Here is an 11,891-nt window from a genome sequence, read left to right as displayed (position 1 = left end):
TGACTCGGCGGTCGGCCGGCCTTGGAACTAAGTCCACCCCTGTGCCATGGAGTACAGTCCCGCAGCCTGATGAAGATCATCAGCAAGCGTCCAGCGCTATCCTGCCGGCCGTTATGCTTGCCGGGCTTCACCGCCAGGCTTTTGCCACACCACCCATGTTCACTCCCAGCCGCCCCATCGCTTTTCTCTGCCTGGCACTCAGCATGTCTCTGGTCGGCAGCTATGTGGCACTCAGCAAACCTCTGGCGCTCGTTTTTCCGGTGGTATTGCTGGCCTGGCTGCGTTTTGGCATCGGCGCCATTGCCATGCTGGGCTGGCTCAAGCGCCCCAGCCACGAAGCCAGGATGTCGGGGCAGACCAAGATCTTGCTGTTTCTCGAATCCTTTTTTGGCAACTTCCTGTTCACGCTGTGCATGATTACCGGCGTGGCCATAACCAGCGCCGTGACTGCAGGCGTCACCATGGCGGCCATTCCAGCCGCCGTGGCCGTCATGAGCTGGATTTTTCTGCGCGAAGCCGTTGCCCTACGTACGTGGGCAGCTATTGTTTTCGCAGTGCTGGGTATCGGCCTCAATGCATTGAGCCGAAGCGGCGATACCCATGCTGGCAACGCTTCACCGTTGCTGGGCCAGTTGCTATTGATTGCGGCCGTGCTCTGCGAAGCCTTGTATGCGGTGATCGGCAAAAAGCTCACCGCCAGCGTCAGCCCCAAGCGCATCACGGCCCTGATCAATCTCTGGGGCTTTGTGCTCTCCACGCCCATGGGTATTTATCTGGCCTGGCAGTTCGACTTCAGCCAGATCCAACTGCCTATCTGGGGCCTGCTGCTGTTTTACGCACTGGCCGCCTGCGTATGGACGGTGTGGCTGTGGATGACCGGGCTGCGCGCCGTAGCGGCCTCTCAAGCCGGCATTTTCACCGTCTTGCTGCCCATCAGCGCTGCACTGGTGGGCATGCTGGCCCTGGGCGAGCGCATCAGCCCGGTGCAGTTTCTGGCCTTTGGCATCGCACTGGCCAGCGTGGTGATTGCCACCTGGCCGGCGCGGGCCAAGGCATAGGCTTTAATCCAGCAGATTGCGGTCTGCCACCACCACGCCATCTTCATCGGCATACAGCCAGTCGCCAGGGCGTACCAGGCAGCCTGCAATCTGAACGGCCACATCGCGCAAGCCCTGGTTTTGCTTGACGGTGGGCATGGGCTGAAGTGCCAGTGCCAGCAGACCTACGGGCGTGGCATTGAGCTCGGCCACATCCCGCACACAGCCATAGACCAGCACGCCAGCCCAGCCGTTTTTCGCGGCCGAGGCCGCCACATTGCCGCCCACCAGCGCGCGCCGCAGCGAGCCACCGCCATCAACCACCAGCACACGCCCGTTGCCGGGCTCTGCCAGCGCGGCACGTACCAGGCTGTTGTCGTCCAGGCACTGCACCGTGCTGACTTGGCCGCGAAAACGCACCACGGCACCAAAGTGGCGAAACACGGCTGGCAGCACGCGAAACCGCCCACTATCGTCCGTCAGATAGGCATCGCAAAGGTCGCAGGTGCTGAAGGCCTGCTCAGCCGTGGCGGCCAACTGTCGAGAATCGCTCATACCTCTCTCCCCAAATTTCGTTGTACCCATAGCGCTACACCGCATGCAAAGCGCAGCACATCTTGCCTGAATCCAGACCTCCTACGCCTCGCCGCCATCACCCTCATGACCGGCCTTCACGCTGCTGCGCCCTCGTGACAGAAGTAGGCAGACACCTGCGAAAAACCGGTTTTTCACCCCGACGCCCCGGACAAACCCGCAAAAACTTGCCCATACTGGCCTTGGAACAACAAATCGAGGCAAAAAAACCCATTCTCAGCTTGGAAGAGCGTTTTTTTGCCATTAGCATCACCGTGCCAGTGGATAGCAGCTGTCTTTCGCTGGTACAGAATCCACTCCCAATTAGGAATAAGCAACATGGCAACTGCAAAGAAGGCAACGGCTGCACCCGCAGCAGCACCCGCAAAGAAGCGCACTCCCAACGCAGCCTTCATGAAACCCCTGACTCCCAGCCCTGCTCTGGCTGCCGTGGTGGGCGCTGCTCCCCTGCCCCGCACCGAGATCATCAGCAAGCTGTGGGTCTACATCAAGGCCAACAAGCTGCAAGACGCTGCCAACAAGCGCATGATCAACGCCGACGCCAAGCTCAAGGAAGTGTTCGGCAAGCCCCAAGTCTCGATGTTCGAGATGGCCGGCCTGATCGGCAAGCACGTCAAGTAAGCTGACGCTGGAGCAGAGCCCGCAGGCGCTGTCCCATAAAAAAACCGGCACATGTGCCGGTTTTTGTTTTTCCGCGCCGCAGCAAAGCAGCCTTCAGTACACGTCCCGGCAATAGCGGCGCTGTAGTTGCATATGCTGCAGCGTCTCGGCACCCAGCAGGCGCTCCAGTGCCTCGTGCACGCCCTGGCCCATGCCCTTCAAGCTGCCGCACACATAAATCGCTGCCCCACGTGCCACCCACGACTGGAGCAATACCCCCTGCTCGCGGAGCACGTCTTGCACATAGCGCCGCTGAACCGGGTGGCGCGACCAGGCGCAATCGAGGCGCTCCAGCTGGCCGTGCTTGTGCCACTGCTGCAGCTGCCCATTGAAGATGGCATCGTGCTCGGGGCTGCGCTCGCCAAAAACCAGCCATTGATCGCTGCGCCCGGCCTCCACTCTGGCCTTGATATGACTGAGCAGGCCAGCCAACCCCGAGCCGTTGCCGATCAGGATCAGCGGCCGCTCGGCGTTTTCACCCAGGCGAAATGCCGCGTGCTCGCGCAGCGTGAGCTCCAGACTGTCGCCCAGGGCCAAGTTCTGGCACAACCAGCCCGAAGCCGCTCCCACCGAGCCGTCCGCACGCGCGCTCAGCCGCACCATGAGCTGCAGACGTTGCTCGCTCACGATGGAGGCAATGGAATAGTCGCGCGGCTTGTCTGCCTGCGCCGGCGGCGCCAGCGAGACCAGATCGCCGGATTGCCATTGCGGCATCACGCCGGACACCGGCAGAAAATCCAGCAAATACAAAGGCCCACCCTCGCTACCGGGGTTGAGCCTGCTTCTGTTTTGCAGCCTGAATTGCTGGCTGACCGGCGGTTGCAGCCAATCGCGCGGCAAAGCCTGAACGGCAGAGCCGCCCCATTGGGCCGCCAGCTCGGCCACCTGTTGCTGCCACAGCTTGAGCTCGCTGGCGTTCAGATTGTCGATGCAGCTGCACTGCACCTGGGCGCCGCCGGCCGCAAGCCAGTCCTGCACCACCAGACCAAAGCTGCAAAACTGCTGGTATTCACGATCACCCAGGGCCAGAACCTGGGCTTGATGCGCTTGCAAGCCCGGCGCCGCAGGCAAAAGCTGGCGCACAAAGCCCAAGGCCTGATCGGGCGCGTCGCCCTCACCCGTGGTGGAAAGCATCCACAGGCTGCGCGGATACTGGTCCAGCGTGACCGCCGAAAGCTGGCTGATGGACTGCAGGCTGACGCGAAAACCGCATTGCGTGAGCGTTTTGGCCGTGGCCCGGGCAATGCTTTCGGCCTGACCGGTCTGGCTGGCGAACACGACGAGAACGCTGGGACCATCGCCTGCGCTCAAGGCACCCTCCTGGGCCAAGGCCGCATTGCGCCGGCGCGTGGCACCTGCAATACCCCAGCACAGGGCTGCGTAGCCCAGGATCAAGGCTGCGGCCCAGGCCAGCCGCTGGGGGGTGAGAACCCAATCAAGACTCATGACTTAAAGCGCTTATTCCATGCAGAGCTCATGGCGGGATGCCTCTCTGCGGTTGTGGATGCGGCAGCACCATGCTCATACAGCACGGCCGCAATGCCGTGATGCTCGGCAAACTCCAGGCCCTGCCGGGGGCCAAGCACGGTCAGCACCGTGGCCAGTGCATCGGCATGCATGCATTCGGGGTGAAACACCGTCACGCTGCTCAGGCCATGCTCTATGGGCTGGCCGGTGCGCGGATCCAGCGTGTGCGAATAGCGCTTGCCATCCACGCTGAAGTGATGCCAGAAATCGCCCGAAGTGGCAAAGCTACCGCCATCCTCCGGGCCGCTGGGGAGCCCAACGACCAGCGGTGCATAGGCATCAGTGGCCTGACCGCCCAGTTGCACCTGCCAGGGCTTGCCGTCCGGCTTTTGGCCCCAGCTGCGCAGCTCGCCGCCGATTTCAAACAGCCCGGCTTTCCAGCCGCTGCTTTGCAAGCGCTGCACCACCCAGTCCACGGCAAAGCCTTTGGCAATGCCGCAAAAATCCAGCACCAGCCCACCGGGCTGTACCAGAGGCTGACCGGCTTCCCAATCAAGCCGCGTGTGACCGGAGTGGCGCAGCAGTTGCTCAATATCAGTTGCTACGATTTTAGTAGCTAGATGCACTTTATGACTATGGGCTACAGGCCCAAAACCCCATAAAGAGACCAAGGCCCCCATGGTGGGGTCCATGGCGCCGCCCGACAAGCGCGCCCAATGCAAAGCCGCCTGCAGCACCTGGGCAAATGGCTCGGGTAGGTCAAAGCGGCTGCCCGCAGGCGCTGTGTTGAAGCGTGAAATCAGCGAGCCCGGCTCCCAGTTGCTCATCTGCGCAATGACGGCGTCAAGCACGCTTTGCACGCAGTCCTGCACGGGGCGTAAATCCAGGTAATCCGGATTGGGCAGGCGCAGCGACCAGGTGGTTCCCATGGTCTGGCCCGTCAACCGGTGCATGCTGGAATCTTGCTGCCGCTGCATGGCCGCGCGCCCCCAGCCACCGGCCGAGTAATTGGCGGCAGCGGCGCTTGTGGAAGCGGCCTTTGGCAGCGTCCAGATATGGGGCGCATAGCTTACGCGCGGAGTTTGGCTCATGGGGACTGCAAATACGGAGTGCAAAAACCAGAGGCGCTCGGGTGAGCGCCTGTTTGGAGTTCCGTGCAGCATGGGCCATGCGCCCAGGCTGCACCGTTGCCCTCTAAATTAAGGCAACACTTCCAGGGTTGCGACATAAGCCAGATGACGTTCCTTGGCCTGAGGAACGCTGGTCTTGCTGTCCTTGCTGTCGGCGCTAAGCCAGTACAGGCCGGGGCGGGGGAACTTGACCTTGAGCACGCCTTGTGCGTCGGTCTTGAGCTTGAGCGCATTCACACCATCGCGGTAGCGAATGCCGTCGGCCACCAGTTCGACTTCCAGATCGGCCGCAGGCTTGCCGTCCAGCAGGAAGGCAAAGCGGGCTTCTTCGGTGCTCACCAGATCATTGGGATGGGTCACGGGCTTGAGCTCCAGACCCTTGCCGGTCACAGCCAGAGTCGAAGGCTTGCCCACGGACACAAAAGTCTCCATGCGGCGCACGTTTTCAGTAATGCGTACATCCTTGGCATCGGCAGGAATCTGCTTGAGGATTTCCTCGGCCGTGCCGCGCAGGCGCTTGGGCTGGCCGCTGGCATCCTTGTAGCCGCCCATCACGCCATTCATCAGCATGGTGACGCGGTAGGTGCCGGTCTTTTCGGCCTTGAAGTCGAACACGCTGCGCAGCTCGCCCTTGGCGACATTCTTCATTTCAACGGCGGAGCCGTCGGGTGCGGAAACGGCCACGCTCTCCAGTCCCAGCGGGCGGTGATTGAAGAAGAACACATCGTTGGACACGGCGGCATCGATGGTCACCCAGTCGGCCTTGGAGAGAACCGTGCTCGATGGCTTGAACCACAGGTCGTGCGCCTGCGAAGACATGGCAGCCAGAGCCAGTGTTGCGGCAAGAATCGCGTGCTTTTTGAACATCATTGATAGTCCCTTGAAGACTGGTTGGAATCGGTTAGCGGAAAACGTAGAACGGAATGCCAGGATCAGGGCTTGATATCGAGCTTGATCAGACCCAGCTCCGTGCTGCCCTTGGCAGACAGATTGGTCGCAGCCTTGGCCGGCCATTCAAAGGGAATGGACACCAGCTCGCGCCCGCCCACTTCACGGGCCGCTTCCACCATCAGCTTGTACTGGCCGGGCGCCAGCTTGGGCAGCGGGTTCTTGCCTTCGGCAAACGACAGAGCGTGCGCGCCTGCTGGCTTGGTCGCCTGGGTCACGCCATCGACGGGCATGGTCAGCTCGCGGCCGGTGCGGCGCCACCACTGGCGCATGTCCTTGAGCCACTTCGTGCCTTCGGCATTGCGCATCTTGGCGTCATACCAGACGGACAGATTGGCCGCCACGCCGCCATCGGCATTTTCCAGCCACACGGCGACATAAGGCTTGTGGTATTCGGCCACCTGCAACTGGGGCACGGTGACCGTCACGCTCAGGTCGGCCGCCAGGGCCGCTGCGGGCAAACCGGCCACGGCAGCCAGCGCCGCCGAATATTGATAAATCTTGCTTGCCATGTCATTTCCTTCAACAAAAACCACCATCCGGGCAGCGCGCTCAGGCCCGGCCTCGCCGATTCAGAGCATTCAATGGATCAGCAGCAAGGCCAGCAGGGCCGGGATCACCAGGCCCAGGCCCACCATGGGCCAGGTCAGCGGGCGGCGCTCGGAATGCATCTTCAGGATCAGCAGGCCCGTGATGCAAAACACCAGGCAGCCCACTGCAAACACATCGAGAAACAGACTCCAGGCCGAGCCGGTGTTGCGTCCCTTGTGCAAATCATTGATATAGGAGATCCAGCCCCGGTCGGTGCTCTCGTATTCGAGCGCTCCGTCTTTAAGATCCACGCGCAGCCAGGCATCCCCACCGGGGCGCGGCATGGGCACATAGGCCTCATCCTCGCTCCACTCCACCTCATGCTGACCCATGCTGAGCTTCATCTCCTCGCCCAGCCAGTGCTTGACGGCATCGGGCAGCGGCACCGAAGTCTTGTCATCCTTGGTGGCACTGCCTTGCTGTTGCGCGGCCTTGAGCACATCGAGCAAAGGAGCGGGCAACTGGCCCTCGCGGGACTCGACGCGCGGCTTGCTCTCGATCTGGCCAGCATGGTTGAGCGTGATGCCGGTAAAGGCAAAAAGCAGCATGCCTATCAGGCAGATGGCGGAGCTGATCCAGTGCCACTCATGCAGTTTTTTAAGCCAATACGCTCTTTGCGGAGCGCTGGAGGAAGCCGCCTTCATTGCAAACCTTTGATGGGAAGAGCCGCAGCGATGACTTCGCGGCCCTGAATCTGTCATTTCATGGCAAACAGCCTTCAAGCGCATATGCATCATGCGCAAGCTGCTTTCACTTCCATAGCAAGCCAGGCGCAAGGACCGAGCTCACCGAAAGCAGCAAGCATTCTAGTGGCGACGGGAAGGCGACACAATTCAAATGCATATCACTTTCATTTACTTTACTTGTGAGACACACACCGGCCTGGATGGAGTAAGCAAAGACCTACATGCCAAAGGACATCCACCACTGTTGCCCTGGCACTACATCACGTGTGAAACACAGCTCTGTTTTGGCAATGGGATCAAGAATTATTATCAATAGCATCTAGAATTCGATCGCGAATTTCGATTGCTTCGCCCCTCTACTTGTAAAAACATGCAAACAAACAAGACAACTCCCATGGATTCCCGCGGCCGTCGCTGCGAACTGCGACAGATCGTGATCGCCGTCAGCCTGGGCTTGGTGGCCGGACATGCCATGGCCCAGCAGGAAACCACACTCTCCACCGTGAACGTGGAAGCTGCGGCAGACAGCGGCTTCAAGACCGAAGCCAGCACGCAAGGCAAGTTCACCGCTCCTTTGCTGGACACGCCCAAGACCGTCCAGGTGATCAGCGAAGATCTGATCAAGCAAACCGGCGCCACCAGCCTGCAGGACGCGCTGCGCTCCACTCCCGGCATCACTTTCGGTAACGGCGAAGGCGGCAACCCCTCCGGCGACCAGCCCTTTATCCGCGGCATGGACGCCCAGTCCAGCACCTTTGTGGACGGCATGCGTGATATCTCCGCCGGTACCCGCGAAGTGTTTAACGTGGAATCCGTGGAAGTCATCAAGGGCGCTGACTCGGCCTACGCTGGTCGCGGCGGCGCAGGCGGCTCCATCAACATCAGCACCAAAAAAGCCAAGAACGAGAACTTCATCTCGGGCGACGTGGGCCTGGGCACCGACAACTATCTGCGCGGCACGCTGGACATCAACCGCAAGATCAACGACACCACGGCCTTCCGCCTGAACGCCATGGGCCACAGCGCCGATGTGCCTGGCCGCAATGGTCCCGACAACAAGCGCTGGGGTATTGCACCCACCGTTACCTTTGGCCTAGGCACGCCCACCGAAGTGAGCCTGTCCTGGCAGCATCTGCAGACCGACAACACGCCCGATGGCGGCGTGCCATATCTGTACAGCAATGCGGCTATGGCCAAGCTGCCCGGCGGCTCCACCGTGCGCCCCACGTACGGCAACGACCGCGCCAACTGGTACGGCCTGAACAACCGCGACTTCGAGAAGGAAAAGAGCGACCTGTTCACCGCCTCGGTCACGCACAAGTTCACCGACACCAACAAGATCCGCAACAGCCTGCGCTACAGCAAGACCAAGCAGGACTATGTCTGGACCCAGCCTGACGACTCCAAGGGCAATGCCATCAACGGCTATGTCTGGCGCCGCGGCAATGCGCGCGTGTCCGACACCACGACACTGCAGAACGTGACCGAGTTCACCGGCAAGGAGCAAACCGGCTCCATAGGTCACACCTATGCTTTTGGCCTGGAACTGTCCAAGGAAAAGTCCGATGTGCGCTCCAGCGCCATCCAGAACACCGCCACGACTTGCACCTCGGTGGTAGACCCCTGGTGCACCACGCTGAGCAACCCCAGCGGCGCCAACGCTCCCTGGAACTTTGCTTGGTCTCTGCCCGCACAAGCCACCGTCAACAAGGTGGACACCGTTGCTTTGTACGGCTTTGACACACTCAAGCTCAACGAACAATGGCTGGTGAATGGTGGCCTGCGCGTAGACCACTACAAGCTCAGCACATCCGGCCCTGCCGGCGGCCGCGCGCCCAGCAACTACCCTGCGTATGACCTGAGCCGCAGCGATACCCTGTTCAACTACCAGTTGGGCGTGGTGTACAAGCCCGCAGCCAACGGCAGCATCTACGCCAACATCGGCACAGCTTCTCGTCCCGGCGGCTCCACGCTGGGCAACGGTAACGAAGATCTGACCACGACGACAGATGCACTGCTCAGCCTGAAGCCAGAGAAAACCAAGTCCATCGAACTGGGCACCAAGTGGGATCTGCTGGACAAGAAGCTGAACCTGACGGCAGCCGTCTTCCGCAACGAGGTGACCAATGTTCGCATCACTGATGCAACCGGCACCTATATGGGCGGCAACAAGACCGTGAATGGTCTGGAACTGGGCTTCACCGGCCAGATCCTGTCCAACCTGAGCGTGTTCGGCGGCTACACCTTCATGGATAGCGAGCAAAAGAACATGGGCATTGGCAACATTGCCAATGGTCAGCGCTTCGCCAACACCCCCAAGCACAGCTTCAGCCTGTGGACCAGCTACAAGCCCATGGCCAAGCTGACTCTGGGTCTGGGCATCTACGCACAAAGCAGCGTTAACGCAGCTTATGCTGTGTCTACCGTGGATGGCGGCATCGTGACCAAGGGTGCCAATGGCTATGCCCGCTATGACGCCATGATGGCCTACCAGATCGACAAGAACCTGGCCTTCCAGCTGAACCTCTACAACCTGGGCGACAAGGTTTACTACAGCGGCGTGCGCTCGCCCCACTACGCCACCATGGCCGCTGGCCGCTCGGCCGTGGCTTCGCTCAAGTTCACGTACTAATTTGAGATCTGCCTGCGCTTGATCTGGCTTGACGGCCCCGTTGGCAGCTTCTGCCGGCGGGGCTTTTTACATGCACACTCCCATTTCGTCTTGCGAGGAAAATACTGCGCCATGATGCTCAAAATCCCTGCCCTTCTCTCTGCCGATGAGGTGCGCCAGTGCCGCCAGGCCCTGGAGGCCGCTGCCTGGCAAGATGGGCGCACCACCGCAGGCCATGTGGCGGCCCAGGTCAAAAGCAATCTTCAACTGCCGCTGGACAGCAAGATCGGCCAACAGATAGGCGACCTGATTCTGGACAGACTGGGTCGCAACCCGCTGTTCATGTCTGCCGCCTTGCCGCTCAAGGTTCTGCCTCCGCGCTTTAACCGCTATGAAGGCGGCGGCGAGCACGGCAATCATGGATACGGCAACCATATAGACAACGCTTTCTTCACCATCCCAGGCACGGCCATCAAGGTGCGCACAGATGTATCCACCACGGTGTTTTTCAGCGAACCGGATGAATACGATGGTGGGGAGCTGGTGGTGGTGGACAGCTACGGCCAGCAGTCGGTCAAGCTGGCAGCCGGCGATGCCATCGTCTACCCAGGCATCAGCTTGCACCGGGTCAACCCTGTGACGCGCGGCACCCGCTATGCCTCGTTTTTTTGGACACACAGTCTGGTCAAATCCGACGAGCAGCGCAGCCTGCTGTTCGATCTGGACCAATCCATACAACAGCTGACTCAAGATCACCCCGGGTACCCCCGCATCGCCTCGCTCTCGGGAACCTATCACAAGCTGCTACGCATGTGGTCCGAGGCCTAAGCCCTAGCGCCGTCTTTGCCACCGCTCCGGAAATATTCCCACCATGACTTCAGCGCCCACCAACTGTCTCGACCAGCCTGTGCAAGCCCCGCTCAGCCGGATTCCGGCAGGCATCGCCTGCCTGGCAGACTACCGCCTGAGGGCGCAGCACCATGTCGAAGCCCAGGCCTGGGCACATATAGAAAGCGGTGCGGACCAGGGTTTGACGCTTGCGCACAATCGCGCGGCTTTTGACGGCATTCGCTTGCGGCCCCAGCCCTTAGCCGATCTGTCGCAGGCGAGCATCCGACAGACACTGCTGGGCCAGTTGCTGGAGTGGCCTGTCATGCTGGCACCTGTGGCTTATCAGCGGCTGGCGCACCCCGAGGGAGAGCTGGCCAGCGTTCGCGCCGCCATGGCCATGCATACAGGCATGATGGCCAGCACCTTGTCCAGCCATACCCTGGAGGAAGTCGCCCAGGCGGCCAGCGGTGCCTCGCAGGAGTTGGGGCGCACCGCCCCGCTGTGGTTTCAACTCTATAGCCAGCCCGACCCCGCTCATACCCTGGAGCTGATCGAGCGGGCCGAGCGCGCGGGCTATCAGGCCCTGGTCTGGACCATCGATGCCAGCATCAAGCGCTCCAGCTACCCGCTGCCTGCCGGTGTGGAGGCGGTCAATTTGCGCAACATGCCCCAGCATCGCCAAAGCGGCGATCTGATGAGTGAGCACATTCTGTTTGGTACGCCGCTAGCAGCCCAGGCGCCAAGCTGGAAGGATTTGCAGTGGCTGCGCCAGCAAACCCGGCTGCCGCTGATTGTCAAAGGCATTCTGTCGCCCGATGCCGCCCGCAAAGCCGCGGACCTGGGAGCCGATGCGGTGGTGGTCTCCAACCACGGCGGTCGCGTGCTTGATGGAGCCATCGCCCCGATTGAAGTACTGCCGGAACTGCGCGCCGCCCTGGGGCCGCAGTTTCCGCTGCTGCTAGACAGCGGCGTACGCCTGGGAACCGACGTCTTCAAAGCCCTGGCCCTGGGTGCCAATGCCGTGCTGATCGGCCGTCCACAGCTGCATGCACTGGCCGTGGCTGGCATGCTGGGTGTGGCCCATATGCTGCACCTGCTGCGGGCAGAGCTGGAGCTGGGCATGGCTCAGATGGGCTGCGCCACGCTTGAGCAAATCACGCCGGAACGCCTGCGTCTATCGCTCTCAAAATAATAGTCCAACCCCTCCGGTCCTAACTCAAATCACAGGCCGCTCAGCAGGCATTCCCACACCTGCCTTATGGATGCATTGCAAATGCGACGGATTCTCATTTATAATCTCGCTATCGTATCAATAGCCAGCCACAACTGTTTGCAG

The 11,891-nt window shown here is 61.1% G+C and carries 12 protein-coding genes; 5 read left to right on the top strand and 7 right to left on the bottom strand.

Going from position 1 to position 11,891, the window contains the following annotated elements; genetic code table 11:
* The first annotated feature begins 155 nt into the window (after window positions 1-155).
* Window positions 156-1,058, top strand: coding sequence for a DMT family transporter (locus EAO39_RS09265; RefSeq protein ID WP_120970867.1), 903 nt, complete (start codon window positions 156-158; stop codon window positions 1,056-1,058).
* Between the two features lie 3 nt (window positions 1,059-1,061).
* Here the strand turns inward: EAO39_RS09265 and rraA are convergent, their stop codons facing one another.
* Entirely contained in the window at window positions 1,062-1,592 is a 531-nt protein-coding gene (gene rraA, locus EAO39_RS09260) for a ribonuclease E activity regulator RraA (RefSeq protein ID WP_120967133.1), read from the bottom strand.
* A 173-nt stretch (window positions 1,593-1,765) separates the two neighbouring features.
* Window positions 1,766-2,026: a hypothetical protein gene (locus EAO39_RS09255; RefSeq protein ID WP_162989456.1), complete on the bottom strand. Its 261-nt coding sequence runs from the start codon at window positions 2,024-2,026 to the stop codon at window positions 1,766-1,768.
* Here EAO39_RS09255 and EAO39_RS09250 point away from each other — a divergent pair.
* Window positions 1,950-2,252: an SWIB/MDM2 domain-containing protein gene (locus EAO39_RS09250; RefSeq protein WP_120967131.1), complete on the top strand. Its 303-nt coding sequence runs from the start codon at window positions 1,950-1,952 to the stop codon at window positions 2,250-2,252. The genes EAO39_RS09255 and EAO39_RS09250 overlap by 77 nt on opposite strands.
* Before the next feature lie 93 nt (window positions 2,253-2,345).
* Here EAO39_RS09250 and EAO39_RS09245 read toward each other — a convergent pair whose 3' ends face one another.
* From EAO39_RS09245 to EAO39_RS09225, 5 genes are all read right to left on the bottom strand, one after another.
* Complete coding sequence (locus tag EAO39_RS09245; protein WP_120967130.1) at window positions 2,346-3,737, bottom strand: sulfite reductase subunit alpha; 1,392 nt, start codon at window positions 3,735-3,737, stop codon at window positions 2,346-2,348.
* Window positions 3,734-4,849, bottom strand: a complete 1,116-nt coding sequence (locus EAO39_RS09240) for an FAD:protein FMN transferase (protein ID WP_120967129.1) — start codon at window positions 4,847-4,849, stop codon at window positions 3,734-3,736. Before EAO39_RS09240 ends, EAO39_RS09245 begins: the two co-directional genes overlap by 4 nt.
* Before the next feature lie 108 nt (window positions 4,850-4,957).
* Window positions 4,958-5,758 carry a DUF4198 domain-containing protein gene (locus EAO39_RS09235; RefSeq protein ID WP_120967128.1) on the bottom strand — a complete coding sequence of 267 codons (801 nt, stop codon included), beginning with the start codon at window positions 5,756-5,758 and terminating at the stop codon, window positions 4,958-4,960.
* A gap of 62 nt (window positions 5,759-5,820) precedes the next feature.
* Window positions 5,821-6,348, bottom strand: coding sequence for a DUF2271 domain-containing protein (locus EAO39_RS09230; protein ID WP_120970865.1), 528 nt, complete (start codon window positions 6,346-6,348; stop codon window positions 5,821-5,823).
* Between the two features lie 69 nt (window positions 6,349-6,417).
* Window positions 6,418-7,071, bottom strand: coding sequence for a PepSY-associated TM helix domain-containing protein (locus EAO39_RS09225; RefSeq protein WP_120967127.1), 654 nt, complete (start codon window positions 7,069-7,071; stop codon window positions 6,418-6,420).
* 436 nt (window positions 7,072-7,507) lie between these two features.
* Between EAO39_RS09225 and EAO39_RS09220 the strand changes: the two genes are divergently transcribed.
* The 3 genes from EAO39_RS09220 to EAO39_RS09210 all read left to right on the top strand — a co-directional run bounded on the left by EAO39_RS09220 (window position 7,508) and on the right by EAO39_RS09210 (window position 11,747).
* Window positions 7,508-9,745: a TonB-dependent siderophore receptor gene (locus EAO39_RS09220; protein WP_162989516.1), complete on the top strand. Its 2,238-nt coding sequence runs from the start codon at window positions 7,508-7,510 to the stop codon at window positions 9,743-9,745.
* Window positions 9,746-9,856: 111 nt separating this feature from the next.
* A complete protein-coding gene (locus EAO39_RS09215) occupies window positions 9,857-10,552 on the top strand; it encodes a Fe2+-dependent dioxygenase (RefSeq protein WP_120967125.1) in 696 nt (231 codons plus the stop codon).
* Window positions 10,553-10,595: 43 nt separating this feature from the next.
* Complete coding sequence (locus EAO39_RS09210; RefSeq protein ID WP_120967124.1) at window positions 10,596-11,747, top strand: alpha-hydroxy acid oxidase; 1,152 nt, start codon at window positions 10,596-10,598, stop codon at window positions 11,745-11,747.
* The last annotated feature ends 144 nt before the right edge of the window (window positions 11,748-11,891 follow it).

Source organism: Comamonas sp. lk, from assembly GCF_900564145.1.
Lineage (GTDB): Bacteria > Pseudomonadota > Gammaproteobacteria > Burkholderiales > Burkholderiaceae_C > Comamonas.
This window is presented reverse-complemented; position numbering and strand designations above follow the sequence as displayed.